Source organism: Patulibacter americanus DSM 16676 (assembly GCF_000420025.1).
Lineage (GTDB): Bacteria > Actinomycetota > Thermoleophilia > Solirubrobacterales > Solirubrobacteraceae > Patulibacter > Patulibacter americanus.
Map to the genome: position 1 here is coordinate 235,106 of NZ_ATUD01000007.1, position 25,757 is coordinate 260,862.

Here is a 25,757-nt window from a genome sequence, read left to right on the forward strand (position 1 = left end):
GTATGCCAGACTACCCCGTCTATGGCTCGACCCTCCACCAAGCCGGCACGCGGCCGGCGCTCCCCGAAGGGCGGTCCGCGACGGACCCCCAAGCTCACCAAGGAGCAGGTCGCGCAGATCGATCACCTGCACGTCGACGCGCTCCGCGCGCTGGTCACGGAGAAGGGCAAGATCCGCTCGCGCCGCGCGACCGGCCTCAACGCCCGTGATCAGGCGCACGCCGCCCGCGCCGTCAAGCAGGCGCGCGAGCTGGCGCTGCTCCCCTACCCGCACCCCCGCATGATCTCCATGCCCGGCCGCGAGGACCGCGGCGAGGACAAGCCGGAGCGTGGCGGCCGCGGTCGTCGCGACGACCGCTAGCACCACCCCCTCCCCGGTCCGCCGGGAACAGCACCCAGGTCTTCGAGGAGCCCGGCACCGCGTGCCGGGCTCCTCGCGTTTGGGGGCGCGGTGCTTCCGGGCGGACGTTGCGGGAAACCCCGGAGCGTCGGCGGGGTCCCCCGCATGGCGCGCCGACGCTCGCCGCCGTAGGCTCGGTGCTCCGGCCCCCACCCCCAGGAGCATCCTGTGCAGGACCACGTCATCGCCGCCTACGACGCCTCTCCCGGAGCCCGCGACGCGCTCACGCTCGCGGTCGTCCTCGCGGACGCCGCGCCGGGCGGGCCCGCCCCGCTGACCGTCGCGACGGTGTGGCGCGAGCTGCCGATCGACGACGCGGAGCACGTCGCGGCGTTCGCGCGGCACGAGGACGAGCGGGGCGAGGAGCGGCTGGCGTCGGCGCGCACCCTGGTCGGCGACCGGCCCGACACCCGCTTCGTCGTCGCCCACGGCACCTCGCCCGCCGCGGCCCTGCAGCGCGCGGCGCGCGAGCACGGGGCGACCTGCATCGTGGTCGGCACGAGCCACCAGGGCCCGCTGGGCCGCGTCCTGCCGGGGAGCGTCACGGAGCAGACGCTGCACGGCGCCCCGTGCCACGTGGCCGTCGCGCCCGCCGGGTTCGCGGACGAGCCGCGGACGATCGCGACCGTCGGAGTCGCGTTCGACGACTCGACGGAGTCGCACGAGGCGCTGGCCACCGGCGTCGAGCTCGCCCGTCGCCACCACGCGACGCTCCGCATCGTGAAGGTCCTCGACGAGCAGGTCGTCGCGTACGGCGGCCTGGCCGGCGAGGCCGCCCTCGAGCGCATCCGCGAGCACGCCCGCGGGGTGCTGCGGCACGCCGCGGACGGCGTGGAGGGCGTCGACGCCGTCGAGACCGTGCTGCTCGAGGGCAGCGTCCCGGTCCGGCTCGCGGCGGCCAGCCGCGCCCTCGACCTGCTCGTGGTCGGCTCGCGATCCAACGGGCCGATCAAGCGCGTACTCCTGGGCAGCGTGAGCTCGCGGCTGGCACGCGAGTCGGCCTGCGCGCTCCTCGCCGTGCCGCACTCCGCGGCGTCGCCCGACGCCGCGGACGCGGCCTAGAAGTCGCGGTTGGTCCGCCAGGTCTTCTCGCGCATGTAGCGCTTGACCTGGCGGACGTACTCCTCGTCGCCCTGGTGCCAGCGGCCGGTGAACCACGCTCCCACGGAGCCCCACAGGTCGCCCTTGCGGTAGTCGCGGCCGCGGGGCACCGTGTTCAGCCACTCCTGCTCCCCGGAGTAGTACGAGCGCAGGATGCCGCCGTAGTAGTCCACGTTGAAGGCCGTGGCGTTGCGGCTGAGCGGGACGCAGCAGTGGAACGGCCGGCGCATCTGCATCAGGCCGAACGAGTCGCCGTTGTCCCCGACGGTCGACATCCGCCACCAGGACTCCTGCACGGCCACGGCCCGCAGCAGGTCCGGCGAGACCCGCCACTTGTACGCAGCCCACTGGAGGATCTCGTCCGTGGTGCCCTTGTAGCGCCCGGTCACCCGGTCCTTGTTGGGCATGTCGGAGCGCCGGCGGAAGTCGGCGAGCTGGGCGTTCGTGGGCGTCGTCCGGTTGGCCCTGCGGTTCTCCGGCCGCGGCTCGAACGCGGAGCGCTTCACGAGCCGCGCGGCGGCGGCGTCGGAGCGCGGGCGGGCGTCCGGGCCGCCGGAGATCGCCTTCGCGGCCCCGGAGGGCGCGGGCACGACGAGGGCCAGGAGGAGCAGGAGCGGGAGGGGGAGCACGCGGCGCACCCCCACAGGATGCCTGTCCGGGGCGCTCCCGGGGCCCGGATGCGGACGAACGAGCGCGTGCGTTCGGCGCGGACGGGTACCAGCCGGACGGGACCGGTGCCGTGCGTCGGACGGCGCGGGGCATCGCCCGACACCGATACGGGTGGGTGGCCGGCTCGGAGCACGGGCCGGCCACTCCGACTCCCCGGCCGCAAGCCGCCGGTGGCCGGTCGGTCGGACGTCCTCAGGCGGCGAGCAGCTGCGCGACGCGCCGGAGCTCGAGCGCGGCGTGCGCCTCGCCCGGATCGACGCCGTCCGGGGTCTCCCCCGCCTCGAGCATCGTCTCCATGAGCGCGATCACCGCCGACTCGTGCTCGTGCCAGGTCGCGTCGTCGACGTCGAGGTCGACGGGCTCGGCGCCGCGGCGGTCCAGGGCCTTGGACAGCCAGCGGTGGCACGCCTCGGGAAACCGCAGCGGGGCGGGCACGCTGTCGCGGGACGGGAACGCCTCGTCCAGGCGGAACCGGACCTCCGCCACGGCGAACCGCTGCTCCACCCAGTCCGCCGGGCGGCCGAGCGTCGCGCCGATCGCGCCCCAGCTCGCCCCGGCGACCCGCTCGAAGACCACGGCGGCCTCGAGCACCTCGGGCTCGTCCTCGAGCCCGCCCTGCGTCTCGGCCATCAGCGTGGCGAGGACCGGCGCCTCGCCGATCGCGGGCAGGCGCACGAGCCCCGTGCGCTGGTTCTCGGCCACCGTGACGGCGAGCCACAGAGCGGCGAGGTTGAGCGTGGTCCAGCGCGGTCGGTCGGTAGGCAACAGGGGGTCCCGGGTCCTGGGGCGCCCGTACGGCCGCCACGACATCGGACGATCCTGTCGCGGTCGTCTGGCGATCCGGGTGCAGGGCGGTGTCAACCGGGTGTCGATCGCCCCGGATCGTCACGCGGCGGACCCGCGCACGAGGCGCACCTCCGACTCGGACCCACGTACGGCGCAGCCCGGTGCGGCCCGGGCCGGGTGCGCCCTCGGGCCCGGCTCAGGCCTCGGCGGTCTCCGACGCTTCGAGCCACCGGGCCTCGAGGTCCTCCTTCTCCGCCCGCAGCGCCGTCAGCTCGTCCCCGAGCTCGCGCAGCCGCCCGTGGTCGCTGGCCGCGGCAGCCATCTCCTCGTGCAGGGCGGTCTGGCGGGCGTCGAGCTTCTCCATCGCCCGCTCGAGCCGACCGGCTTCCTTGCGGGCCGCGCGGATCTCGGCACCCGACGGGCGCGGGGCCTCGGCCGTGGCGGCGCCGGAGCCCCCGGACCTCGCGCCCCCGGCCGTCCCGCCGGTCTGCGCGCCGTCCCCGTCGCGGCGCTCGTGCAGGTACTGGTCGATGCCGCCGGGCAGGTGGCGGATCGTGCCGTCCGGCGCCAGGGCGTGGACGTCGTCGCACACCCGTTCGACGAAGTAGCGGTCGTGGGAGACGACCACGAGCGTCCCGGGCCAGGCGTCGAGCAGGTCCTCGAGCGCCGTCAGCGTGTCGATGTCGAGGTCGTTCGTCGGCTCGTCGAGAAGCAGCACGTTCGGCTCGTCCATCAAGAGCCGCATGAGCTGCAGCCGGCGGCGCTCGCCGCCGGAGAGGTCCTTGACCAGCGTCCGCTGGCGCCCGCCCCGGAAGCCGAAGCGGTCGCAGAGATCGGCGGCCGAGACCTCCTCACCCGCGCTCGTCTGCGTGGCCCCGCGGACCTCCTCGAGCGACTCGAGCACGCGCAGGTTTCCCGGGATCTCGGCCGTGTCCTGCGAGAGGTGGGCGATGCGGACGGTGCTGCCGCGGTCCACCCGGCCCGTCGAGGGCGTGAGCTCGCCCGAGAGCACGTTGATCAGCGTCGTCTTGCCCGAGCCGTTCACGCCGACGAGTCCCACCCGGTCGCCCGGGCCCAGCCGCCACGTCGCGTGGTTCAGGAGCGTCTTGGCGCCGTAGGCGACGGAGACGTCCTCCGCCTCGAGCACCTTGTCCCCCAGCCGCTGGGACGAGAACCGCAGCAGCTCGACGCCGTCGCGGACGGCGGGCTCGTCCGCGATCAGCTCGTTCGCCGCGTCGATCCGGAACTTCGGCTTCGAGGTGCGGGCGGGCGGCCCGCGGCGCAGCCAGGCGAGCTCCTTGCGCAGCAGCTGCCGGCGGCGGGCGTCCTGGGCGGCGGCCTGCCGGTCGCGCTCGGCGCGGGCCAGGACATAGGCCGCGTAGCCGCCCTCGTACTGGTGGACCGTCCCGTTCTCGACCTCCCACGTCTGGGTGCAGACCGCGTCGAGGAACCAGCGGTCGTGGGTGATGACCACCATCGTGCCCCGGCGCGCGGCGAGGTGCCGGGCCAGCCAGTTGACGGCCTCGACGTCGAGGTGGTTCGTCGGCTCGTCCAGCAGCAGCAGCTCGGGGGTGTCGAGCAGGAGCTGCGCGAGCGCGATGCGCCGCCGCTCGCCGCCCGAGAGCGGGCCGATGACCGTGTCCAGGCCGTTCGGGAACCGGCGCATCTCGACGCCCCCGAGCAGCCCGTCGAGGACGGAGCGGAACGTCGCGTCCCCCGCCCACTCGTGGTCGGCGCGACCGCCGACCAGCTCGTCGCGGATCGTCCGGGTGGGGTCCAGCTCGTCGCCCTGCGCGATGACGGCCAGGTCGAGCCCGCCGACGCGGGTGACCGCGCCGGCGTCGGGCTCCTCGATGCCCGCGATGAGCTTGAGCAGCGTCGACTTGCCGTCGCCGTTGCGTCCGACGATGCCGATGCGGTCGCCCGCGTTGATGCCGAGGGTGACGTCGTCGAGAACGGTGCGACTGGCGTAGCCCTTGCCGACCGCCTTGAGGTTGACGAGGTTGCGCGGGGCCACCGGGTCAGACCGTCTTGACGAGCTGCTGGTCGGGGTCGATGCCCCAGCGGCGCGCGGCCTGCAGCTGCGGGGTGCCGATGGGCCACGCGTCGGGCAGCTCGTCCCCCTCGAAGAGCGGGGAGGCGCCCTTGAGCGCCATGGAACCCGAGTTGTCGCCCATCTCGGTGATGCGGTCGATCTCGATCTTGCTCAGGCGGATCTCGGCCGGGAGCGCCGCGAGCTGGGCGCGCTTCTCCGCGATCGGGATCGGCTCGACCTGCTTGCTGCCCGGCAGCTCCTGGATCAGGGTCGGCACGACGCAGGAGACGGCGGGCTGCGCCAGCGTCCACTGGGCGGCGGTCTGGATCGTGGTCAGGCCGCGGGCCTTGCCGATCGCCGCGACGCGGTCGACGACGGAGCGGCCGCGGGTGACCCAGCCGTCGGGGCGGAAGGTGCGGTGGTCGCGCTCGCCGAGCGGCGTGTCCTCGCGCAGGTCGCCCCAGAAGATGCCGCCGTAGTCGACGACGCGGGCGAGCACCTGGACCTCGTGGTCCTCGCAGGCGTCGAGCACGAGCCGGCCCGGCCACGGCTCGAGCGGCCCGAGGATCAGCATCGCCCAGTCGATGCGGTCGCCGAAGCGGTCCAGGCAGGTGAGGATGTCGAGCGTGAACCCGTTCGCCGGGCCCGGGGCGATGCCGATCGCGTCCGTCAGGCCCTGGTCCTTGAGGTCCTGCATCGCGTCCCACACCACGTCGGACGTGTAGCCGATGCGGTCGGGGTTGTGGAGGAGTAGCACGTCGAAGCGGTCCGTTCCGCACCGCTCCAGGCTGGCCTCCGTCGCGCCGCGCAGGTAGTCGGCGTAGGCCTCGGGGCCACGCAGCGCCGGGTCGGTGAAGCGGGGGAAGCCCTTCGCCCCCTGGCGCACGCCGTTCACGAAGTCGTGGCCGATGGCCCCGACGAGCCGCACGTCGGCCCGCGGGACGTCCGCGATCGCCCGGCCGACGACGCGGTCGCCCTCGCCCGTGCCGTACACGTCGGCCGTCACGACCGTCTTCAGGCGCGCGTCGGGACGCAGGACATCGACGAGTTCGTCCTCGGAGAGCTGCTGCCCGAAGTGCATGAACCGCCCGCCGCTCCAGGCGCCGAGTGCTGCGTGTCCCAAGTCGACCATCCCCAGAGGGTACGTCGGACCGGCCCGGCGGGCGTGCGCGGCCCGGAGCGGCGCGCGCGCCGCTCCGGGGCGGGTGACGCCCCGCACGGACGGGACGTCCTCGCCGCCGTGCGACCCGACGCCTCCGGGGCGGCCGACGGGGCGCGTGTGCCACGCTGTCGGACCCCGGTGAGCGCCCCCGACGACATCCCTCCGACGCCCCTGCCGGCGCCCCTGGACGCCGAAGGCGGCCGTTTGCAGGGGGTTGCCGAGGCCGCCACCGTCCCGTCCGGGACGGGGCCTAGCGTGGCGCTCATGGCCTCTTCCGTGATGATCGACGCGCGGGTCGGCGGGCACGTGGCGGCCCACCATCCGCTCGGCACGTCGACCGGTCACCTCGTGGAGCTGCGGGGCCAGTGGGACCTGCTCGTCCGCCGCGCGCTGGACGTCTCGACGCTGGCGGTGGAGCTCGCCGCGCTGTCCGAGCCCGAGTTCCTCAGCCTCTCCGCCTGGCTGCAGACGGCGGAACGCGAGCTGCCCTTCCGCTTCCTCAGCGTCCACGCGCCGACGAAGGACCGCGAGCTCCCGGAGGACGAGCTCGTCGCCCGCCTCTGCGCCCTGCCCCCGGCGGTCGACGCCGTGGTCGTGCACCCCGACGTGATCGAGGATCCCGCGGCCTACGCGCCGCTGGGCCGCACGCTCGTGATCGAGAACATGGACGGCCGCAAGGCGACGGGGCGCACCGCCGAGGAGCTGCGGCCGTTCTTCGACGCGCTGCCCGAGGCCGGCTTCTGCCTCGACGTCCCCCACGTCGGGTCCGTCGACCCCACGCTGGCCATCGCGCACGAGCTGCTCGACGCCTACGGTGAGCGCCTGCGTCACCTGCACCTGTCGTCCGTTGACGAGGGCTGCCACCACGTCCCGCTCACGCCGCAGGACGAGGAGCTCTTCGCCCCCGTCCTCTCGCGCTGCCGCGACGTGCCGTGGATCCTCGAGGCGGACCTGCCGGCCCGCTGACCCCGCCCGGGCCGGGCGTCGCCCCGGCCCGGCGCGAGCGCCCCGGCGGACGCTCCCGCGCCCCGGCTCGGGACCGCCCGCGCGGTGCCGCGGTTGCAGCGCCGTCGCCCGCGGGGCCGGCGCCGGTAGCGTCCTCCGGGTGACGGACACCCCTCAGGGCGCGCTCGAGCGGCTCGCGGAGCACGGCCACCGCGGCTTCCCGCACCTGCTCGCCGCCCGCGAGAAGACGCAGTGGGACCTCGAGTCCATGCGTCACCGCCTGCGCGACATCCCCCGCGACGTCGACGCGTCCATCGTCCTCATGGGCTCCTGGGGCCGCCGCGAGCGCACCCCCGGGTCCGACGACGACTTCCTCGTCCTCGTCGGCGGCGAGCCCCGGGGGGACGCCGAGCCCGCGGTCCACCGGCTCGACGGCGTGCTCGGCTCGGGCGAGGCCAAGCCCGGCACGCAGGGCATCTTCGGCCAGCAGATCTTCGTCGGCCCCCTCGTCGACCACATCGGGCTCGAGGAGGACGGCAACGCCAACCTCACCCAGCGGATGCTGCTCGTGCTGGAGTCCGTCCCCGTCGTCGGCCGCGAGGCGTACCGCCGCGCGCTCGAGCAGGTGGTCGACGGCTACGTGCAGGACCACGCGAAGGACTACCGTCCGCCGCGGTTCCTCCTGAACGACCTCGTCCGCTACTGGCGCACGATCTGCGTCGACTTCGCCGGCAAGGCGCGGGCGGAGGAGCAGAAGTGGGGGATGCGCAACGCCAAGCTGCGCCTGAACCGCAAGCTCCTGTTCGCCGGCGGGCTGATCCCCGTGCTGGACTGCCACCGCCTGCGCCGCGAGCAGCAGCGCGACTGGCTGCTCGACGCGCTGCAGGCCCCGCCGACGGACCGGCTCGCCCACGCGTTCCTGACCTACGAGGCGATCGACGAGGGCGTGCGCGCGCTGGGCGCCTACGACCGCTGGATCGGGCTGCTCGGCGACGGCGAGGTGCGCGCCCACCTCACGGGGCTGACCCGCGCGCAGGCCGGCGACGACCGCGTCTTCAACGACGTCCGCCGGCTCGCGAAGGAGTTCGAGCAGGGCCTCGGCGCGCTGCTCTTCGAGACGCCCCTGAGCGTCGTCGCGCGGGAGTTCGTCGTCTTCTAGGCGACGGCCCGCCGCGGTTCGGCGGGCCGGACCGCCCTACCGCTTGAGGTGGATCTCGGTCCGCATGCCGCCGCGGGCCAGCGTCGCGGTGATCGTCGTGCGCAGGCGGCGGTCGCCGCGCAGGCCCGTGCGGATCCGGTCCAGGGCGCGCTTCGTGGTCCCGAGGAAGACCTTCCGGTTCTGCCCCTTGCGGACGCCCTTGACGGTCACCGGCGTCAGCCGCACGGTGCCGCGCGGGGTGCGGACGGTGCCGCGCACGGTGAGCGTGCCGCCGCGGTAGGCCCGCACGCGCACGAGCACGCCGCCGGTCTTCAGAGGCCGCTGCGGATCGGCCACCCGCAGGTACCCGGGAGGACCGCTCGGAGCCGGCGAGGTACCCGACCCGGAGCCCCCGGAGCCCGAGCCACCGGACCCCGAACCCGATCCGCCGGAGCCCGACCCCGAGCCGGAACCGCCGGACCCGGAGCCGCCACCCGAACCGGATCCACCGGAGCCCGAGCCACCGCCCGCCCCGCCCCCGCCGGACGGTCCCGCCCCCTGGTTCACCGAGACCGTCGCGGTGTGGGTGTCGTTGCCCGGGTTGTCGTCCTGTCCGCCGGACGCCGTGACGCGGGCCGGGACGGCGAAGGAACCGGCCGACGCACCGCGGACGGTGACGATCGCGTCGACGCTCTGCTCGCGGGCGAAGGCGCCGAGCTCGCAGACGACCTCACCTCCGCCGACGGCGCACCCCGCCCCGCTGGATGTCACGACGCCCACGATCTGGACCCCGGCGGGGAACGACGCCCGGAGCTGGATGTTCGCCACGCCGTCGGGCCCGTTGTTCTTCGCCATGAGCTTGACCCGGGCGGTGCCGCCGACGTCGATGGGGTTGGGCTCCACGAGCGTCACCACGGCGACGTCGGACTTGCACGCCGCCGAGCCGCACGAGCTCTGCGCGAGGGCGATGCCGGAGGAGCCGGCGACCGCGGCGCCCAGCCCGGCCACCGCGACGACGACCGGAGGACGTATGCGCATGGCGGCATCGTAGGCGCCGGCCGCGCCGCCGCGGCCCTGGGCGGACGGACGGGCCGAGGACCGATGAGTCCGCGTCGGCCCGGGAGTCCGGACGGACATGAGCACCGAGACGCCCACCGAGCACCACGTCCCCCAGGTCGTGACGCGCCCGGAGCAGCCCTACCTGGCCATCCGCGGGAGCGCCCGCGACGAGCAGGGGTTCCGGGACGCGGTGGATCGGGCATTCCCGCTCCTCTTCGCGCACCTCGCCGGCCGCGGCCTTCAGCCGGCGGGCCCGGCGGTGTTCCGCTACCTCGTCGTGGACGACGGCACCGTCCCGGCGGAGGGCTCGCCGCCGGCCGAGTTCGACGTCGCGGTGCCCGTCGCCACGACCGTGGACGGCGAAGGCGAGATCCGGGCGGGCGTGCTGCCGGCCGGGCGCTGGGCCGTGACGCTGCACCGCGGCGGCTACGCCACGCTGCCCGACGCCCACGCCGTGACGCACACGTGGGTGGCCGAGGAGGGCCTGCGGATCGCCCACCACCTCACCCCGGCGGGCACGGCCTACGCGGGCTCCTTCGAGCAGTTCGTGCGTGGCCCGATCGACCCGCCGGAGCCCGAGGGGTGGGAGACGCTGGTGGCCTACCTCCTGGCGGACTGAGCCGCGGGGCGCGGCCGGGCGCCGGTGCCGGCGGCGTCGGCGCCGCTCAGGTCTCGCCGTCGGCGAGGTACGGGGGCAGGCGCTCCTGGGCGCGGCGCTTGGCCCCCGCCGGGACCAGCCGCGAGAGCGCGATCCGGTGGCCGGCCACCTGTCGGTAGGCCACCGTCGCAAGCGGCCGCGGGACGATCCGGCCCGCGGCCAGCGCCAGCCGCAGCCCCGGAGCGGCCACCCGCGGCGCCAGCCCGTCGAGCACGTCGGCCTCGCTGCGCAGACGCTCGCCGTCCCACAGGTGCCAGCTCGCCAGACGCGCCTCCGGGTCCAGGTGCCCCAGGTGCTCGTCGCCGAGCGGACCCTGGATCGTGGCCAGCCGCAACGCACCCGGGCGCGCCCGGGCGGCGAGGCCGACGACCCCCCAGGCGCAGAACCGACAGTCGCGGTCGTAGAAGAGCAGCGCCGGTGCGGGGTCCACCGCCTCGATCCTACGCCCCCGCACGACCGGCGCGGACGCCTCGCTCGATCCCGGACCCGCCCGCCGCGTACGCGAAAGGTGCGCAAAATTGGTCGTCAGAACGTCCCTCAGACGGGAAGAAACGGGCGCCCCGTGCGCATACGCTGAGTGCATGAGTGAGACAGCGACCGGATCCGCACCCGCGGTACGGGAACACAAGACCATGTCGCGGGCGACGCGCTGGATGAACATCTTCGCCGTCAGCCTGCCCTTCGTCGGGGTGCTGATCGCGATCGTCCTGCTGTGGAACCAGGCCGTGACCTGGTTCGACATCGCGATGCTCGTCGGCCTGTACCTCTTCAGCGCGTTCGGCGTGACGATCGGCTACCACCGGATGTTGACCCACGGGGCCGTCCAGGCGAAGCCGTGGGTCAAGTACCTCTTCGTGATCGCCGGCTCGACCGCGATCGAGGGCCCCGCCCTGATCTGGGCCGCCGACCACCGCAAGCACCACGCCCACACGGACCAGGAGGGCGACCCGCACTCTCCGCACGTCGGCGGCGGCGAGGGCCTGCGCGGCCTGTGGCACGCGCACGTCGGCTGGCTCTGGTCCACCGAGATCGAGCGCGGCTGGCCCCGCAAGCACACGCCGGACCTGCTCCGCGACAAGGGCCTCGTCCGCATCTCGAAGGCGTTCCCCTACATCGCCATCGCGACGCTCGTCGTGCCGTTCCTCGCCGGCTGGGCGTACCACGGCACGCTCATGGGTGGCCTGCAGACCTACATCTGGGCCGGCCTGGTGAAGGTCTTCTTCATCCACCACGTCACGTGGAGCGTCAACTCGATCTGCCACTTCTCGGGCTACCGGCGCTTCGACGTCGAGGACCACTCCCGCAACAACCCGTTCCTGGCGATCCTCACGCTCGGCGAGTCCTGGCACCACAACCACCACGCCTTCCCGCGCTCCGCCAGCCACGGCATGCGCTGGTACGAGGTCGACCTCTCCGCGCTCGTCATCAAGGCGTTCGTGAAGGTCGGGCTGATGAGCAAGCCCGTCTACATCAGCCGGGAGCGGCAGGACGCCAAGCGCATCGGCGCCCAGAAGGCCGCGCCGAACGCCGTCGCCGCGGACTGATCGCCACGGCGGCCCCGCGCCGCCACCCCGCAGTCCCCGAGGCCCGCGTCCCCCGACGCGGGCCTCGCGCGTTCCGGGACCGCACCGCGGGACGCCCCGGAGGGCTAGCGTGAAGGGGCATGTGTGGCATCGCTGCGATCTACGGCAGCAACGACGGTCCGGCCGGCGAGCGCATGCTCTCCCGCCTGACGCACCGCGGTCCGGACGACACGGGGAAGGTGGGCGTCGGGGAGCGGGCGTGGCTCGGGCACACCCGCCTCTCCATCGTCGACCTCGCCGGCGGCCGGCAGCCGCTGGGCGACCGGACGCTGTGGCTCGTCGGCAACGGCGAGGTCTACAACCACGAGGACGTCCGGCAGACGCTCGACGGGGCGCTCTTCGACACGGGCTCGGACAACGAGGTCGCCCTGCACCTCGTGGTCGAGCGCGGGATCGACGCCCTGGCGGAGCTGCGCGGCATGTGGGCGATCTGCCTCGCCGGCCCGGAGAACCCGGACCCCGAGTCCCACCCGGACTGGATCACGTTCCTGGCCGCCCGCGACCCGATCGGCATCAAGCCGTTGTACTGGACGCCGGACACCCTCGACACGCGCGGCGAGATCCGCTTCGCGTCCGAGATCCGGGCGTTCGACGAGGACTGGCGCTGGGCCGTCGAGACCTTCCCCCCGGGCTGCGCCTGGACGCCGGAGCACGGGCTCGTGCGGTTCGCCGACGCCGTGCCCGCGGAGCTCGCCCGCGTCTCCCGCGCCCCCGGCCCCGACGCGCCCGGCGCCCCGATCCCCGATGACGTCCTGCGCGGCACGCGGGAGACGCTCGCCAGCTCCGTCGACCGCCACATGATGGCCGACGTCGACGTCGGCGTCTTCCTCTCCGGCGGGCTGGACTCGAGCCTCGTCGCGGCCCTGGCCCAGGACTTCCTGCGGGCCCGCGGCCGCACCCTTAAGACCTTCGCGGTGGGGACGGAGCGCTCCTCCGACCTGCTCGCCGCGCGCGTCGTCGCCGAGCACCTCGGCACGGAGCACCACGAGGCCGTCTACACCGCCGAGGACGCCCTCGCCGCGCTCGACGACGTCATCGGCTCGATCGAGTCCTTCGATCCGTCCCTGGTGCGCTCCGCCGTCCCGAACTGGTTCCTCGCCAAGCTCGCGGCCCGGCACGTCAAGGTCGTCCTCACGGGTGAGGGCGCCGACGAGCTCTACGCCGGCTACGACTACTACCACGACGAGTTCGCCGATCCGGAGGCGCTCCACGGCGAGCTCGTCCGCACCATCCGCGGTCTGCACGACCTGAACCTCCAGCGCGCGGACCGCGTGACGATGGCCCACGGCCTCGAGGCGCGGGTGCCGTTCCTGGACCGCGAGGTCATCGCGCAGGCCCTGGCGCTGGCCCCGGGCTGGAAGGCGTCGGACACCACGAAGCCGCGGCAGCTCGAGAAGCGCGTGCTGCGCCACGCGTTCGACGGCTGGCTGCCGGACGAGATCCTCTGGCGTCCGAAGGAGCAGTTCGGCGACGGATCGGGCGCCGCCGAGGTGCTGCAGGAGCGCCTCGAGGCGTCGATCCCCGACGCCGAGTTCGAGGCCGGCCGCACCGTCGTCGACCCGCCGCTGCGCTCCCGGGAGGAGCTCGCCTACCACCGCATCTACGCCCGGCACCTCGGAGGCGTCCGCCCCGACCGGACGATGAGCCGGTTCGCCCAGGCCTGAGGCGCGCGTCGGGCTTCAGCCGGTGATGCCCACCATCGCGGCGCAGGGCGGGTGGGATCCGGGGACAAGGCCGCCCCCGCGGCGCTTCAGCCGGTGATGCCCACCATCGCGGCGCAGTCCCAATTCCCGGCGCCGGCCCCGCCGGCCCAGAGCTTGGCCGCGAGCCGGTCCTGCTCGGCCTTGCTCGCCTGGTAGGCGTGCTTCGTGGAGCCGCCGAGGCCCTTCCAGGTCGCCTCCATGAACTGGTAGTAGCCCGAGGCGCCCATGCTGTTGGGTCCGACGTTCTGGCCGCCGGACTCGCACTGCACGATCGGCCACGGGATCGCCCACTCGCCCTTGGGGGCGGGCGCCGCGGCGCGCGTCGTCGCGCGGCCCGGGGCCGGGGCGACGAACTGGCGGGCCGCCCGCTCCTGCTCGCGCTGCAGCTTCGCGAGCGTCCTCTGGGCCGTGGCGCGCTTGGACCGGGCGGCGGAGAGCGCGGCCACCCGGGCGTCGTGCGCCTCCGCGACGGCGGCGCGGCGGCGCTCGAGGCCCGCGGCCATCGACGCCATCGCGTCGCGCTGGCGGGCGGCGGCCTCCGTCTGCCGATGCTGCCCGCGCCGCAGCGTGGCGAGGCGGGCCTCGTCCTTCGCGGCGGTGCTGCGTGCGCGGCGGACGGCGGTGACGATGCGGGTGTCCTGCGCCTGCACGCGCTTGAGGAAGTCGACGCGCTCGAGCAGGTCGGAGAACCCGTCCGAGCTCAGGACGACGTCGACGACGTCGGGCGGGTCGGCGACGTAGCGGGTGCGCAGCACGCGGGCCAGGACCTCGCGGCCCTCGTCCAGGCGCCGGTGCAGGCGCACGAGTCGGGCCCGGGTCGACCGCAGATCGGCCGAGGTCGTGGCCAGCTGCGCCTGCGCGCGGTCGTACTGGACCTGCACCTCGCTCAACCGGCGCTGGCCGACGGCCGCGGCCTTCGTCGCGGACGCCTCGAGCGCGCCGAGCTTCGCCGCGGTGCCCTGCAGCTGCGCCTCGCGGCGGCTCTGGCGGTCGATCTCGCCGCGCAGGGCGGACGAGCTCGGGGCCGCCGGCGCCAGGTGCGGCAGGAGGACGAGCGCGAGCAGCGCGAGGAGCAGGCCGCCGGCGAGCACGCCGGTGCGGCCCCGGAGGGCGAGGGGTACGGTCATGGAGGTGTTCCGCGCCGGTGACGGCAATCGGGCGCGACCGTCGAAGCTACCCCCGGGGCCGCGCCGGGGCGACCTCTGAAACCCATCGTGCGAAGCCGGGACGGCCGTCACAGAGAGCGCGCGGGCCGGCGGCGGAGGGGCCCTCAGCCGTGGCGTTCTCCCCGCCGGCGCAGTGCGAGCTCCAGGGCGAACCGCGCCTCGGGGTCCTCCGGGTCGACGTCGAGCGCCTCCCGCAGGCGGGCCATGCGGTAGCGGACGGTCTGGGGGTGCAGGTGCAGCGCGGCGGCCATCCGGGGCCCGTGTCCGCGGTGGTCGAGCCACGCGCGGAGCGTCTCGAGGTGCCGCTCCCGACGGCCCTCCGGCAGGGCGTCGAGCGGCCCGAGCGCCCGGGCGGCGAGGTCGTCGGCGGCCTCCGGGTCGCCGTGGACGACGGCGTCGGGCAGCGCGTCGTCGGCCCGCAGCGGCCCGTCACCGGGGGCGACGCGGCCGGCGGCGATGAGGGCCGCGACGGCCCGCGCGCGGCGGTGGGAGCGAGCGACCTCGGGCCACGCCACGACCGGGCCGATCACCGCCGGGCGCCCGGCCAGCGCCGGGACCGCGCGGTCCAGCGGCCCCTCCGCCGGGACCACGCCGACCGCGGCGCCCTCCCGCACGGCGGCGACGATCCGCGGGTCCAGCCGCAACAGATCGCCGGGCCCGTCGACGTCGGTGAGCACCACCACGGCGACCCGTGCGGGCGGCGCCCAGCCGAGCTCGGCCGCGGCGGCGTCGAGATCCTCGACGGGCCGGCCCGCGGCGACGAGCCGCACCAGGGTGTCGCGGGCGCGCTGGGTCGCACCGGCGCGCAGGGACTGCTCCTCCGCCCAGCCCGTCACCGACAGGCCCGCCAGGCGGTGGATGTAGGCGAAGATCGCGTCGCCCAGGCGGATCAGCACCGCGGGGTCCTCCCCCGCCTCGGTCGCCGCGTCGGCGAACCGCCGCCAGGCCACGCGTGCGCCGGTGCGGTAGGCGCCCTGCAAGGCGTCGAGGGTGCGGCCGGCGCGGACCTCGCCGCGCCCGAGCTCCTCGATCATCGGCGTAGTCGTCCCCGGCCGGGTCGGGTCCTCCAGCAGGTCGACGAACTCGCCAAGGGCGAACGCGACGCCGCGGCGGACGGCCTCGCCGAACGCCCCCGTCAGCGGGCGGCGGTACTCCGGGACCTCGTCGCGGATGGCGTCCAGGATCTCGTCCGTCACCGCGGGGAGCGTCGGACGCAGCGCACCGGCGAGGGCGGGAGAGAGCTGCGCCAGACGCTCGCGCGCATCGTCGTCCGTCCGCTGCGCGGCGTCGAGCCCCATGGGGCCATCCTACGCGCGTCGTGATGAACGAGGAGGGCCGCGGCGGGGACAGGCGCCCCACCGCGGCCGAGACTCATCGGATCATGCGTAGGAGAGAGGGACGCCCACAGACGTGCGGGCGCCCCGTGGGCTCCTAGAGCCCGACGATCACCGACTTCGTCTCGAGGTAGTTGTTCAGCACCTCCTCGCCCATCTCGCGGCCCCAGCCGCTCTGCTTGTAGCCGCCGAAGGGGAGCTCGGCGGAGAACACGTGGTACGTGTTGATGTGGACCGTGCCCGCCTGGATGCGCTTGGCGAGCTTGTGGGCCTTCGAGATGTCGCGCGTCCACACGCCGGCCGCGAGGCCGTAGTGGGAGTCGTTGGCCTGGCGCGCGAGGTCCTCGACGTCGGAGAACGGCAGCGCGGCGATGACCGGCCCGAAGACCTCCTCGCGGACGATCGCGTGGTTCGCGTCGGCGCCGGTGATCACGGTCGGCTCGACGTAGTAGCCCGGGCGGTCGATGTTGTTGCCGCCGGCCACGGCGCTCGAGCCCTCCTCCTGGCCCTTCTTGAGGTAGCCCGTGACCCGGTCGAACTGCTCCTGCGAGACGAGCGGGCCCATCTCCGTGTCGGCGTCCATGCCGTAACCGACCTTGATGCCCTTCGCGGCGGCGGACACGCCCTCGACGACCTGGTCGAAGTGCTCCTCGGCCACGTAGAGACGCGAGCCGGCGGAGCAGACCTCGCCCTGGTTGAAGAAGATGCCCTGCGCGGCCCCGGCGATCGCGGCGTCGACATCGGCGTCGTCGAAGATGATGTTCGGCGACTTGCCGCCGAGCTCGAGCGACACGCGCTTGAGGTTGCCCGTGGCGGCGCGGGCGATGAGCTTGCCGACCTCGGTGGAGCCCGTGAAGGCGATCTTGTTGACGTCGGGGTGCTCGGCCAGCGCGGCACCGGCCGTCTCGCCGAAGCCGGGGACGACGTTGACGACGCCCTTCGGCAGCCCGGCCTCGAGCATGAGCTCGCCGAGGCGCAGGGCCGAGAGCGGCGTCTGCTCCGCCGGCTTGAGGACGACGGTGTTGCCCGTCGTCAGCGCGGGACCGAGCTTCCACGCGGCCATGAGCAGCGGGAAGTTCCACGGGATGATCTGGCCGACGACGCCGATCGGCTCGCGCAGCGTGTAGGCGTGGAACTCCGCGCCCGGGAGGTACGGGACCGACGGCGTGACCGTGCCCCCCTTGATCTTCGTGGCCCAGCCGGCCATGTACCAGAAGAGGTCGGCGGCGAGGGCGACGTCGGCGGCCTGCGCGACGGCCTTCGGCTTGCCGTTGTCGAGCGAGTCGAGCTCGGCGAGCTCCTCGGCGTTCTCGGCGATGAGGTCGCCGATGCGGTGGATGATGCGCCCGCGCTCGGAGGGGTTCAGCGTGGACCACTCGCCCTCGAACGCCCGGCGGGCGGCCTTGACGGCGCGGTCGATGTCCTCCGCGCCACCCTCAGCGACCGTCGCCAGGACCTCGCCGGTGCCCGGGTCGATGGTCTCGAACGTGGCGCCGGAGGCGGCGTCGACGAGCTCGCCGTCGATGAGCAGGCGCTTCGTGCCCTGCAGGAAGGCGCCGGCGTGCTGGGGGCTGGTGGCGGTGGGAGTGGCCATGGTGCGTCTCTCCGTGTGCTCGGGGCGGTGGCGCGGTCGCACCACCGGGGTCTTGTAGGGCGACCGTACGCCCGCCCCCGTTGCGGCCGGGTTGCAGAACACGAGTGGCAACACGCCAACTTCGGGCCGCCGCTGCTACCTCGACGCAACGTCGGGAATCCGTCCCGCGCGACGTGCGCACGCGCGTAGGATCGGCCGGAGGAGCCGAGAGAGGATGAGCACGCGCACGACCGATCCGTGGACGGCCATCGAGGCGGTCGGGGACCCCGTGCGCCACGCGCTGCTCCTCGCCCGGTTGAACGAGACCGCCCGCAGCGGCCGCCGCGTCGGCGACGCGGTGCGCTCGGTCGTCGACCGCTCGTGGCAGCGCTCGGCCGCCGCCGGCGTCGACCCGGCCGTCGACCGCCCCGCCGTGGTCGTCGGCGGGGACGACCTGGAGGACCGGCGGGCCCGTCACCCGCTCGCCGCGGTCCGCCCGACGCTCGCGCGCCTGCTGACGGACCTCTCCGCGAGCGCCCCGCACGTCTTCGCGCTCTCGGACGCCGACGGCCTCCTGCTGTGGGTCGACGGGGCGCCCGGCGCGGTGGAGCGCGCCGGTGGCGAGATGGCGTTCGCTCCCGGCACGGACTGGAGCGAGCGCGCCGCGGGCACGAACGCCGTCGGCACCGCGCTGGCCGAGCAGCACGCCGTCCAGATCTTCAGCGCGGAGCACTTCCGTCCTGCCGTCCACGGCTGGACGTGCTCCGCCTCGCCCATCCGCAGTCCCGAGACCGGCGAGGTGCTCGGCGTGCTCGACGCGACCGCCGACCTGCGCACGGTCGACGCGCGGACCCTCCCCTACCTCGTCGGCGCGACCCGCGCCGCCGAGCGGATCCTGCTCGCCCACGCCCGCCGTCGCGACGCGCGCCTGCGGGCGCTGGTCCGGCAGCGCCCGGCCGGCGCCGCGCGGCCCGCGCTCGCCCTCAGCCCCGTCGGACGGATCGTGCCCACGGACGGGACCGCACCCGAGCTCGCGCCGGCAGGCGACGGGCCGACCGAGCGGCGCTGGCGCCTGCCGGTGCCGGACCCGGCGGGCGGTCCCGTGCGGCTGCCGGACGGGCGGATGGGGCACGCCGAGCCGGCCGGGGCCGACGGGTTCCTCGTCTACGCGGACGCCCCCGTGGCCCGCCGACGGCCCGCCGTGACGCTCGAGCTGCTCGGCACGGCGAGCCCCCTCGCCCGCCGCCGCGACGGCGCGCAGCCGCTCAGCCGGGGCCACGCGGAGATCCTCGCCCTGCTCGTCCACGCCCCCACGGGCCTGACCGCGGAGCGCCTCGCCGTCCTCCTGCACGGCGACGACGCGAACGCCGGGACGGCCCGCGCTGCCTGCTCGCGCCTGCGCTCCCGCCTGCCGGGCGTCGTGCTCGCCCGCCCGTACCGGCTCGCCGACGGGGTGGGCAGCGACCTGGGTGAGGTCCGCCGTCGCCTCGCCGCCGGAGACCTGCCCGGGGCGGTCGGCGCCTACCGTGGTCCGCTGCTGTCCGACAGCGTCGCCCCCGGCGTGCGCGACCTCGCCGACGGGCTCCACGCCGAGCTTCGCGGCGCGGTCCTCGAGGCGGGCGACGCGGAGGCCCTGGCCTCGTGGTGCGCCACCCCCCACGGCGCGGAGGACCTGCGCGCGGCCGAGGCCCTCGTCGGCGCCCTCCCCCACGGCGATCCACGTCGCGGTGCGGCCGCGGGCCGGATCGCGGCGCTGCGTCGGCGGCTCGGGCTCGCGTCGCGCCCCGGCGCGGTCTCCGCGGGAGGGCTCTAGCCACCTACGGCACGCGTGCCGACGTGCGGGCGCTCGCCGGCGACCGGTACGGCGGGACCCGCGTGCCCCCGGCCCGCGCCGGGCGGCCAAAGTAGGACGTGGCACGTCTCGCTCCCGCCCGGCATGATGTCGCGCGTGAGCGCGATCGATCCCCGCACCCCCGTCCTCGTCGGCACGGGCCAGGTCACGCACCGGCCCTCGGCCGGCCCGGCCCCGGCCCCTCTCGCGCTGATGACGCTGGCCGCGCGGGCGGCTGCGGCCGACGCCGGCCCGGGCGGCGACGCGCTGCTCGGGCGGGTCGGGAGCGTGGGGATCGTGGACGTCTTCTCCTGGCCCGTGCCCGACCCGGGGCGCCTGCTGGCCGACGAGCTCGGGGTCGCCCCGGAGGAGACCGTGCGCACGGTCATCGGCGGCAACAGTCCGATCGCTCTGCTGGCCGACGCCGCGACGCGCATCGCGGCCGGGCAGCTCGACGTCGCGCTGATCGGCGGCGGCGAGGTCGGCACCGCGTTCCGCACGGCGATGATGGGGGGCGAGCCGACGGGCTGGCCGACGCAGCCGGAGGGCACCGCGCCCACCCGCGTGCTCGGCACGGACCGCCCGCCGTCCCACGACGCCGAGCTCGCCGCGGGCCTCGCGTTCCCGATCTCGTACTACCCGCTGTTCGAGCACCGCCTCCGCCACGCGGCCGGCCGCACGAGCGAGGAGCAGCGCGCGTGGATCGGCGAGTGGTGGTCCGCCTACAGCGCCGTCGCGGCCGAGCACCCGCAGGGCTGGACCCGCGAGGCGATGACCCCGGAGGAGATCGCGACGCCGAGCGGCAGGAACCGGCTGATCAGCGACCCCTACACGCGGGCGATGAACGCCAACATCGCCGTCGACCAGGCCGCGATGCTGCTGATCACGAGCGCCGGCGCCGCCGAGGCCGCCGGGATCCCCCGCGACCGCTGGGTCTTCGTCCACGGCACGGCCGCGGCGTCGGACCACTGGTTCGTCGGCGAGCGCGAGCACCTCGACCGCTCCCCGGCCATCGCGGCGGGCGGCCGCGCGCTCTTCGGTCACGCGGGCGTCGGCCCCGACGACCTGGCCCTCGTCGACCTCTACTCCTGCTTCCCCTGCGCCGTGCAGGTGGGCGCGAACGAGCTGGGGCTGCGGGTCGACGAGCCGGGCCGGCCGCTCACCGTGACGGGCGGCCTGGCGCTCTTCGGCGGCCCCGCCAACAACTACGTGACGCACTCGATCGCGACCCTCGTCGACCGGGCCCGCGAGCGCCCGGAGGACCTGGCGCTCGCCACGGCCGTCGGCTGGTACCTGACGAAGCACGGCCTGGCCCTGCTCTCCGCCACGCCGCCGGCGACGCCCTACGCCCACCACGACGTCCAGGCCACCGTCGACGCGACGCCGAAGCGCGAGATCGCCGCCGACCCCAGCGGCACGTGGACCGTCGAGACGTTCACGGCGGCGTACGACCGCGAGGGACGGCCGACCCTCGGCTCGGTCGTGGCCCTCGACGACGACGGACGCCGGGCGTTCGGGAAGAGCGACGACGCGGCGACCCTGGCGCGGCTGCTGACGGGCGACCCCATCGGGGGCTCCGTCGAGCTCGACGGCCGCGGGGGCTTCACGCTCTAGGCGGGCCGGAACTCCCGCCGGGGGCGGCGCGGCCCCGGGCACCGAGGGCGCCACGGCTCCGGACTCCGGAGCCGCGTGAAGGCCCTCCGGCGCGGCGGCCGCTGAGGCCTCGCGAGCACGCCGTACGCGACCGCGACGAACTGCCCTGGTCAACGGGGCCCCGGCGACGTAGGATCGCCCTCGGTGTCCACGTACTCCGTACCCTCACCCGCCGCCGACGTCGCGGCCCCGCCCGCCGCGCTCGAGGACCAGCTCGAGACGCACCGCCGGGCGCTGACGGGCTACTGCTACCGCATGCTCGGCTCGTGGTTCGAGGCGGAGGACGCAGTGCAGGAGACGATGGTCCGCGCCTGGCGCGGCGCCGAGGGCCTGCACTCCCGCCCGGCGCTGCGCTCCTGGCTCTACCGGATCGCCACGAACGTCTGCCTCGACGCGCTCCAGGGCGCGAAGCGGCGCGCGCGGCCGATGGACCTCGCCGATCCGATGACGGCCGACTCGACGCTCGACACCGGGCTGCCGGACCAGGCGTGGCTCCAGCCCGCGCCGGACTCCCGGGTCCTGCCCGCCGGGAACGACCCGGCCGACGCCGCGGTCGCGCGCGAGACGATCCGCCTGGCGTTCGTCGCGGCGCTCCAGCACCTGCCGCCGCGGCAGCGCGTCGTCCTCATCCTGCGCACCGTGCTGCACTGGCGGGCGGCCGAGGTCGCCGAGCTGCTCGAGACGAGCGTCGCGTCCGTCAACAGCGCGCTGCAGCGCGCCCGCGCCACGCTCGACGGGCTGGACCTCGACGGCGTCGCCCCGCCGGAGATGGACGACGCCCACACGGAGCTGCTCGAGCGCTACGTCGACGCCTTCGAGCGCTACGACGTGGACGCGCTCGTCGCCCTGCTGCACGAGGACGCGACCTTCTGCATGCCGCCCTACAAGCTGTGGCTGCGGGGCCCGAAGGAGGTCGCGGGCTGGTTGCGCGGCACCGGTGCGGGCTGCCACGGCTCGCGGCTCGTCCCGACGACGGTCAACGGCTGCCCCGCGTTCGGGGCCTACCGCAAGAGCCTGGACGAGGACGACGTGCACGTCCCCTTCTCGCTCGCGGTGCTCGAGATCGCCGACGGTCGCATCGTCGGCATCCACAACTTCCTGGACCCCGAGCTCTTCCGCCGCATCGGACTGCCGATGCGGCTCGAGGGCGGCACGACCCGCCCGCTCGTCCCGCTGCCGGGGCCGACCGCCGCGCACTGACGGGGTGGCGCGCGCCGCCCCGTCGCGCGCCACCGCCGGGCCGCGCGCCCGCGCCGCTCCGTGTCCCCCGCCCGGCCGGGCGGCGCGGACCCCGCCCCCTCAGCCCAGGTGGCGGCGGAGGAACGCGACCTGGTCGCCGACGGCGCGGTCGAACGCCGCCCCCTCGTAGATCGCGAAGTGGCCGATGGGGTAGTGCACCGCCTCGCCGCGCGGGGCACGGGCGGCCACCCGTGCCGCGGGGCCGGGCGGCGTCGTCTGGTCCTCGTCGCACACGCAGACCAGCAGCGGCGCGCGCACGCGGTCGGCGCTCGCTCCGGGCCGGTAGAGCGGCATCGTGAGCAGCAGCCGGGCGGCGACGGCGTTCTCCCACCGCGACTCGCCCGCCGTCATCGCGGCCATGCCGTCCCACGCCTCGGGGGCGGTCATCACGGCGAGCTCGCCCGGCCGGCCGACGGCGGGGACGGTGTGGACGGGGCGCCCCAGCAGGGAGCCCACGGCGTCGCGCAGGGCCGCGGCGGTCAGGCGCGCCGAGGTGCGCGGCGGTACGAGCTTCGTGGCCGCGACGCCGTCCGTGAACGGCGCCTGGGCGACGATCGCGGCCACTCCCGCCTCGGACGCGCCGAGCGCGAGCACGTGCCCGCCGCTGAAGGACGAGCCCCACAGCGCGATCCGCTCGGGGTCGACCTCGTCGAGGTTGCGGGCGAACCGCATCGCCGCGCGGTAGTCGTCGTGCTGGCGGCCGACGTCGAGCAGCTGCCGCGGCTCGCCGCTGCTCGCCCCGAAGTGCCGGTAGTCGAAGACGAGCGCCACGAACCCGGCCGCGGCGAACCGCTCGGCGAAGGCCGGCAGGCGGTCGTCGCGGGTCCCCGTGAACCCGTGGGCGAGGATCACGCAGCCGCGCCGTCCGTCGCCTCCGGCCGGCGGAGCCTCGGGGCCGGGGCGGTAGAGGTAGGCGGCGCAGACCTCGCCGCCCGACGGGAACGTGACCTCGGAGCGCTCGGACATGCGCACGAGGCTATCCCCCGCCACGCGTTCCCCGGGGCGCGGGCGGGACCGCGACCGCCTAGGGCAGCAGGACGATCTTGCCCGTGAGATGGCCGGCCTCGCTGGCGCGGTGCGCCTCGCGCACGTCGGCGAGCCCGTAGGTCCGCCACACGGGGAAGTGCAGGCGGCCGTCGGCGATCAGCCGCGCGATCTCGGGCAGCGCGGGCGACGTGTCGACGTCGCCGTCGCTCGCGGAGAACGTGACGCCGTGCTCGGCGGCGTCGTTCGCGGCGATCGTGATCACGCGCTCCGGGCCACCGGCGAGGGCGACGGAGTCGCCCAGCTCGCCGCGCCCCGAGCCGTCGAGCACCGCGTCGACCCCGTCGGGCGCGACGGCCAGGACCCGCTCGCGCAGTCCCTCGCCGTAGACGACAGGCGTGACGCCGAGGCCCCGCACGAACTCCTGGTTGCCGGGGCCCGCGGTTCCGATGACCCGCGCGCCGCGGGCGACGGCGAGCTGCGAGGCGAGGATGCCGACGCTGCCCGCCGCGGCGTGGACGAGCAGGGTCTCCCCCGCGCGGACGTCGAGCAGTGCGAGCACGCGGTAGGCGGCGCGCCCGGCGACGCCCAGGCCGCCCGCGACCTCCCACGGCACCCCGGCGGGCTTGCGGAAGACCTTGGCCGGGTCGGCCAGCGCCAGCTCGCCGTACGCGGGACCGGCCGATGCGCCGAAGACCTCGTCGCCGATCGCCAGCCCGTCGACGCCCTCGCCGAGCGCGTCCACGACGCCGGCCACGTCGAAGCCGAGCCCGCGCGGCTCCGCCAGCGGCTTGCCGCCGGACCACAGGCCGCGACGCAGCTTCGTGTCGGCCGGGTTGACGCCCGCGGCGCGCACGCGCAGCCGGACCCGCCCGGGCCCGGGCTGCGGGTCGGGGACGTCGACGACCTCGAGGACGTCGGGGTCGCCGTACTGGGAGATGCGTACTGCCTGAGCCATGGCGGCGACCCTACACGGGGCCTCCGAGCCTCCCGTGCTCGCCCCCGGCGCCATCCCCCCGGTGGGCGGATCGGCGGGCGGACGAGCGGTCTGGCCGTGGGCGATCCGGGTGCCGGGTGGGCCCGTTCGGGGGCGCCGCCCGACTCAGGCCAGCCGGGGCCGGCGGGCGACCGCACGGCGGTCGCCGTCGAGGACGAGGCGCACCTGCTCCTCGAGCCGCGTCACCGCGACGTCGGCGCGCTCCCGCGGCGGCCACGCCGAGTGGCTCGTCGGCAGCCGCAGCCCGCGGCGGGTGAGCTCCTCGAGCGCGGGGCGCAGGGTGCAGACGCGGCGTCGCAGCTCCTGCGTGTCGCTGCCCCGGTCGGGCAGCGGTGGCATCTGGTGGCCGTTGAGCTCGGTGATCATGCGCAGCACGTCGAGCAGCTCGTGGTCGGCCTGGGTGCGCCACACCGTCCAGGAGCCGCCGAGCTGCGGCGTGAGCAGCACGCCCGCGATGACGTGCGCGGCGACGCGGTGGTGACCGCCCTCGCACACGACGATCCCCTCGTCGGGGTAGAGCGCCCCGCGCGGCGGGTCGGACGGCGCGGACCGGGTCGGGTCGAATCCCTGGTGGAAGAGGGCGTGGAGGGTACGCACGCCCGTCAGCGCGCCGGTGCCCGCCGGTGCCAGCAGCGCCGCGAGCGAGCCCTCGATGTCGCGGCCCACGCGCTCGACGACGTAGGCGGCGTACCGGTCCTGCAGCGGCCCCTCGTGCTGGTCGGGCGTCCCGCGCCGGTGTTGCCAGCCGATGTACGCGCGCTCGCAGACCGTCAGCGCGTCGGGGCGTGCGAGGAGCCGGTCGACGCCGAGCACGGCGCGGTGGTCCTGCAGGGCCTCGCGCAGCGCGGCGGGCGTCGGGGCCCGCGCGGCCAGCTCCCGGACGCGGCGCTGCCCGGGCGAGGCGTAGGGGTCCAGGCGGTCGTGCGCCGTGTACGTGGAGAAGGGCATGGAAGAGGAACGGTCCCCCGGGGCGGGACACGCAACGCACTTCCCCAAGCTATCGGCGTCCTACACCGATCCCTGGAGGGGCTGGACGTTCGACCCTACGATCGGACGGACGGGCGTTCGACCCCACCGGCGACGATGGCCCCGGGAACGACGAAGCGCCAGAGTGCGAGCGGTCCGAGAACGACGAAGCCCCGGACCGCGAGCGGTACCGGGGCTTCGCCTGGGAGGTGGAGACGGCGGGAGTTGAACCCGCGTCCGCGACCGCGCCAAGGGCGACGTCTACGAGCGTAGTCGGCGTATCTGGGTCTCACGCTCCGTCGGTCCCGTCGACCCACGTCCGAAGCGCCAGCCCTCCTGAAGTGTCCCCGACGCGACGAGGGCGTCCGCACCGGGTGATCCGACTGAAGTGATACCGGGGACCCCCGCCGTCGGCGAGCAGGGCCCGATACCTCACCTACCTAGTGTGTGCTAGGCAGCGAGGGCGTACTCGTGAGAGTCCGCATGTGTGTGTTGTGCCGGGGTTTTACGAGGCCTCCGGCACCTCGACTCGCAACCACCCCCGCGAACCGACCGCGTCGAAGCCTGTCGCCCCCGGGAGTCCGTACCGGCGAACCGGACGGACACCGAGTCTAGCGCGGCGCGCGGGTGGGCGACAGGCCCTGCCGCCTCCCCCAGGACGTGAGACGCGGCACAGGCGGCGTAAGCGGACTTGACGGTCCACTTGCGTCGGCGTACCGTCGGCGGCCGGCCGTACCGGACCCATCGGTCCGCTTCGTTCCTTCCCCGGCCCGACG

At 75.4% G+C, this 25,757-nt stretch carries 22 protein-coding genes and 1 other RNA gene; 10 read left to right on the top strand and 13 right to left on the bottom strand.

Going from position 1 to position 25,757, the window contains the following annotated elements; genetic code table 11:
* Positions 1 to 21: 21 nt before the first annotated feature.
* Both rpsR and F593_RS0113430 read left to right on the top strand, forming a co-directional pair.
* A complete protein-coding gene (gene rpsR, locus F593_RS25165; RefSeq protein ID WP_022929269.1) occupies positions 22 to 360 on the top strand; it encodes a 30S ribosomal protein S18 in 339 nt (112 codons plus the stop codon).
* Positions 361 to 567: 207 nt separating this feature from the next.
* Entirely contained in the window at positions 568 to 1,461 is an 894-nt protein-coding gene (locus F593_RS0113430) for a universal stress protein (RefSeq protein ID WP_022929270.1), read from the top strand.
* On the opposite strand, the gene F593_RS0113435 is transcribed toward F593_RS0113430, so the two are convergent.
* From F593_RS0113435 to F593_RS0113450, 4 genes are all read right to left on the bottom strand, one after another.
* On the bottom strand, positions 1,458 to 2,138 hold the full coding sequence (locus tag F593_RS0113435; RefSeq protein WP_022929271.1) for a transglycosylase SLT domain-containing protein: 681 nt from the start codon (positions 2,136 to 2,138) through the stop codon (positions 1,458 to 1,460). The two genes, F593_RS0113430 and F593_RS0113435, sit on opposite strands and share 4 nt — an antisense overlap.
* 223 nt (positions 2,139 to 2,361) lie before the next feature.
* Positions 2,362 to 2,934, bottom strand: coding sequence for a hypothetical protein (locus F593_RS0113440; RefSeq protein ID WP_157251807.1), 573 nt, complete (start codon positions 2,932 to 2,934; stop codon positions 2,362 to 2,364).
* A gap of 217 nt (positions 2,935 to 3,151) precedes the next feature.
* A complete protein-coding gene (locus F593_RS0113445) occupies positions 3,152 to 4,972 on the bottom strand; it encodes an ABC-F family ATP-binding cassette domain-containing protein (RefSeq protein WP_022929273.1) in 1,821 nt (606 codons plus the stop codon).
* A gap of 4 nt (positions 4,973 to 4,976) precedes the next feature.
* On the bottom strand, positions 4,977 to 6,122 hold the full coding sequence (locus tag F593_RS0113450; RefSeq protein WP_022929274.1) for an aldo/keto reductase: 1,146 nt from the start codon (positions 6,120 to 6,122) through the stop codon (positions 4,977 to 4,979).
* A gap of 294 nt (positions 6,123 to 6,416) precedes the next feature.
* On the opposite strand from F593_RS0113450, the gene F593_RS25170 reads away from it, so the two are divergent.
* Together F593_RS25170 and F593_RS0113460 are read left to right on the top strand one after the other, a co-directional pair.
* A complete protein-coding gene (locus F593_RS25170; protein ID WP_022929275.1) occupies positions 6,417 to 7,118 on the top strand; it encodes a hypothetical protein in 702 nt (233 codons plus the stop codon).
* 139 nt (positions 7,119 to 7,257) lie between these two features.
* The gene (locus F593_RS0113460; protein WP_022929276.1) at positions 7,258 to 8,256 is read left to right on the top strand and encodes a hypothetical protein; all 999 of its coding nucleotides are present in this window, start codon (positions 7,258 to 7,260) and stop codon (positions 8,254 to 8,256) included.
* Positions 8,257 to 8,292: 36 nt separating this feature from the next.
* On the opposite strand, the gene F593_RS0113465 is transcribed toward F593_RS0113460, so the two are convergent.
* On the bottom strand, positions 8,293 to 9,273 hold the full coding sequence (locus F593_RS0113465) for a DUF11 domain-containing protein (protein WP_022929277.1): 981 nt from the start codon (positions 9,271 to 9,273) through the stop codon (positions 8,293 to 8,295).
* Positions 9,274 to 9,370: 97 nt separating this feature from the next.
* On the opposite strand from F593_RS0113465, the gene F593_RS28430 reads away from it, so the two are divergent.
* The gene (locus F593_RS28430; protein ID WP_022929278.1) at positions 9,371 to 9,913 is read left to right on the top strand and encodes a GyrI-like domain-containing protein; all 543 of its coding nucleotides are present in this window, start codon (positions 9,371 to 9,373) and stop codon (positions 9,911 to 9,913) included.
* Positions 9,914 to 9,959: 46 nt separating this feature from the next.
* Here the strand turns inward: F593_RS28430 and F593_RS30380 are convergent, their stop codons facing one another.
* Positions 9,960 to 10,382, bottom strand: a complete 423-nt coding sequence (locus tag F593_RS30380) for a DCC1-like thiol-disulfide oxidoreductase family protein (RefSeq protein ID WP_022929279.1) — start codon at positions 10,380 to 10,382, stop codon at positions 9,960 to 9,962.
* A 151-nt stretch (positions 10,383 to 10,533) separates the two neighbouring features.
* Here F593_RS30380 and F593_RS25185 point away from each other — a divergent pair, with 151 nt between their 5' ends.
* Together F593_RS25185 and asnB are read left to right on the top strand one after the other, a co-directional pair.
* The gene (locus tag F593_RS25185) at positions 10,534 to 11,496 is read left to right on the top strand and encodes an acyl-CoA desaturase (protein WP_245540802.1); all 963 of its coding nucleotides are present in this window, start codon (positions 10,534 to 10,536) and stop codon (positions 11,494 to 11,496) included.
* Between the two features lie 119 nt (positions 11,497 to 11,615).
* Entirely contained in the window at positions 11,616 to 13,199 is a 1,584-nt protein-coding gene (gene asnB, locus F593_RS0113490) for an asparagine synthase (glutamine-hydrolyzing) (RefSeq protein WP_022929281.1), read from the top strand.
* Between the two features lie 86 nt (positions 13,200 to 13,285).
* Here the strand turns inward: asnB and F593_RS0113495 are convergent, their stop codons facing one another.
* The 3 genes from F593_RS0113495 to F593_RS0113505 form a co-directional block, all read right to left on the bottom strand.
* Complete coding sequence (locus F593_RS0113495; RefSeq protein ID WP_022929282.1) at positions 13,286 to 14,365, bottom strand: transglycosylase family protein; 1,080 nt, start codon at positions 14,363 to 14,365, stop codon at positions 13,286 to 13,288.
* Between the two features lie 143 nt (positions 14,366 to 14,508).
* Positions 14,509 to 15,702 carry a helix-turn-helix domain-containing protein gene (locus tag F593_RS25190; RefSeq protein ID WP_022929283.1) on the bottom strand — a complete coding sequence of 398 codons (1,194 nt, stop codon included), beginning with the start codon at positions 15,700 to 15,702 and terminating at the stop codon, positions 14,509 to 14,511.
* Between the two features lie 133 nt (positions 15,703 to 15,835).
* Positions 15,836 to 17,332 (bottom strand): aldehyde dehydrogenase family protein, encoded by a 1,497-nt coding sequence (locus F593_RS0113505; RefSeq protein WP_022929284.1) that lies wholly within the window; start codon positions 17,330 to 17,332, stop codon positions 15,836 to 15,838.
* Between the two features lie 214 nt (positions 17,333 to 17,546).
* Here F593_RS0113505 and F593_RS25195 point away from each other — a divergent pair, with 214 nt between their 5' ends.
* The 3 genes from F593_RS25195 to F593_RS25205 all read left to right on the top strand — a co-directional run bounded on the left by F593_RS25195 (position 17,547) and on the right by F593_RS25205 (position 21,995).
* Positions 17,547 to 19,124 carry a sigma-54-dependent transcriptional regulator family protein gene (locus tag F593_RS25195; RefSeq protein WP_022929285.1) on the top strand — a complete coding sequence of 526 codons (1,578 nt, stop codon included), beginning with the start codon at positions 17,547 to 17,549 and terminating at the stop codon, positions 19,122 to 19,124.
* 135 nt (positions 19,125 to 19,259) lie between these two features.
* Entirely contained in the window at positions 19,260 to 20,756 is a 1,497-nt protein-coding gene (locus F593_RS25200; RefSeq protein ID WP_051160532.1) for an acetyl-CoA acetyltransferase, read from the top strand.
* Between the two features lie 183 nt (positions 20,757 to 20,939).
* On the top strand, positions 20,940 to 21,995 hold the full coding sequence (locus F593_RS25205; protein ID WP_051160533.1) for a sigma-70 family RNA polymerase sigma factor: 1,056 nt from the start codon (positions 20,940 to 20,942) through the stop codon (positions 21,993 to 21,995).
* Between the two features lie 99 nt (positions 21,996 to 22,094).
* Here F593_RS25205 and F593_RS0113525 read toward each other — a convergent pair whose 3' ends face one another.
* From F593_RS0113525 to ssrA, 4 genes are all read right to left on the bottom strand, one after another.
* Positions 22,095 to 23,000: an alpha/beta hydrolase gene (locus F593_RS0113525; protein ID WP_022929286.1), complete on the bottom strand. Its 906-nt coding sequence runs from the start codon at positions 22,998 to 23,000 to the stop codon at positions 22,095 to 22,097.
* 58 nt (positions 23,001 to 23,058) lie between these two features.
* The gene (locus F593_RS0113530) at positions 23,059 to 23,976 is read right to left on the bottom strand and encodes an NADP-dependent oxidoreductase (protein WP_022929287.1); all 918 of its coding nucleotides are present in this window, start codon (positions 23,974 to 23,976) and stop codon (positions 23,059 to 23,061) included.
* A gap of 144 nt (positions 23,977 to 24,120) precedes the next feature.
* A complete protein-coding gene (locus tag F593_RS0113535; protein ID WP_022929288.1) occupies positions 24,121 to 24,963 on the bottom strand; it encodes a hypothetical protein in 843 nt (280 codons plus the stop codon).
* 225 nt (positions 24,964 to 25,188) lie between these two features.
* Positions 25,189 to 25,556: a transfer-messenger RNA gene (ssrA, locus tag F593_RS29360) on the bottom strand.
* Between the last annotated feature and the right edge of the window lie 201 nt (positions 25,557 to 25,757).